1 protein-coding gene is annotated in these 2,022 nt (G+C 36.0%); it reads left to right on the top strand.

Going from position 1 to position 2,022, the window contains the following annotated elements; all coding sequences use genetic code 11:
• Window positions 1-493: 493 nt before the first annotated feature.
• Window positions 494-2,022 (top strand): squalene--hopene cyclase (gene shc, locus AC3DU7_RS32330; RefSeq protein ID WP_488043316.1); only part of this gene is annotated, 1,529 nt, incomplete at its 3' end.

Raw genomic sequence — 2,022 nt, 5'->3', positions numbered from 1 at the left:
CAAACAGCAATCAGATGCATGAACATATTCAAACAATAACTGAGGTTAGGTTATAGGAAGTTTAATTAATGAATTTTAATTCTCGTTGGTGGATAATTCTCTTCTAGTATGATAATGAGTTTATAACACATAGCTGATGGCTGACTACTGAATACTTACAGAATTATTAACTCTTAATTGTTGAATACATAGCTAGTCAAGTATGATTTTAAGAATAATTAATATTAAGTTAACATACAAATTCGATGATAAACATAATAAGGAAAGCCTCTCAGAGAGCAATAGCAACACTGTGAGGCCGATCTATCTATACAGAATCTAGTTATATTCTGACAAATAAATTTTAGGTAAGGTTCCCTAATTACTCAAAATTATTAAATTTTTATTTATATTCTATCAAAATACTGAAATATAATTGAGAATGAATAGGCATAATTTATTAAGTTAATTATAACTTTAAAAATAGTAATAAATAATTTTAATTTAAAAAAAAATGATAGAAAAAAATAAAGTAAAACAATCAATTTTAGCTATTCAAAAATATCTATTAAATCTACAAAAATCAGAAGGATACTGGTGGAGTAAATTAGAATCAAATGTGACAATAACAGCGGAAATAGTTTTACTTCATAAAATTTGGCAAACGGATAATAAAAGACCACTTCATAAAGCAAAAATTTATCTAATTTCTCAACAACTAGAACATGGGGGTTGGGAATTATTTTATGGCGACGGGGGAGACTTAAGCACTTCTATTGAAGCTTATATGGCTTTGAGATTATTGGGTGTTGCAAAAACAGATTCAATCATGCTTAAAGCACAAGATTTTATTATTAAAAAAGGAGGTATTAGTTGCAGTAGAATTTTCACTAAATTACATCTGGCTTTAATTGGTTGCTACAATTGGCAGGGTATTCCTTCTGTTCCTCCTAGCATTATGCTACTTCCTGAAGATTTTCCATTTACTATTTATGAAATGTCAAGTTGGGCAAGAAGTAGCACTGTTCCACTTTTAATTGTGTTTGATAAAAAGCCGATTTTTTCAGTTAATCCCACAATTAATCTGGATGAACTTTATGCGGAAGGAATTAACAATGCTACTTTTGAATTACCTCGTCAATACGATATGACGGATTTATTTTTGGGGTTAGATAAAGCTTTTAAATTTGCAGAAAATTTTAACTTGATGCCTTTGCGAGAAGAGGGTTTAAAAGCAGCGGAAAAATGGATTCTGGAAAGGCAAGAAGTTACGGGTGACTGGGGGGGTATTATTCCGGCAATGTTAAATTCTATGTTGGCATTGCGGTGTTTGGAATATGATGTGGCAGACCCTTTGGTGGTGCGGGGGTTGGAGGCTATAGATAGGTTTGCTGTAGAAACTGAGGATAGTTATTGGGTACAACCTTGTGTTTCTCCTGTTTGGGATACCGCTTGGGTAATACGTTCGTTGGTTGATTCTGGTATTTCTCCTAGTCATCCGGCAGTGGTTAAAGCTGGGGAATGGTTGTTGCAACAACAAATATTGGATTATGGTGACTGGGCGGTTAAGAATAAATTGGGTAAACCGGGGGGTTGGGCGTTTGAATTTATCAATCGTTTTTATCCAGATATAGATGATACGGCGGTGGTGGTTATGGCTTTGGATAATGTGCAGTTGCCTGATGAGGAGTTGAAAAATCAGGCGATCGCTCGTGCTATGGAATGGCTAGCTTCGATGCAATGTCAACCTGGGGGTTGGGCAGCTTTTGATGTGGATAATAATCAAGACTGGTTGAATGGTATCCCTTATGGAGATTTAAAGGCCATGATAGATCCGAATACGGCGGATGTGACAGCGCGGGTGTTGGAGATGGTTGGTTGTTGTGGGTTGTCTATGGATAGTTGGCGGGTGAAACGGGCGATCACTTATTTGGAAAGGGAGCAGGAGGAGGAAGGTTGTTGGTTTGGTAGGTGGGGAGTTAACTATATATATGGTACGAGTGGAGTAATTTCGGCTTTGGCTGTTGTGGCAGGGGAAAGTCA

This window comes from Okeania sp. (genome assembly GCF_983059655.1).
Note: the sequence above shows the minus strand (reverse complement) of the source record. Positions and strands in the feature narration are given on the sequence as shown.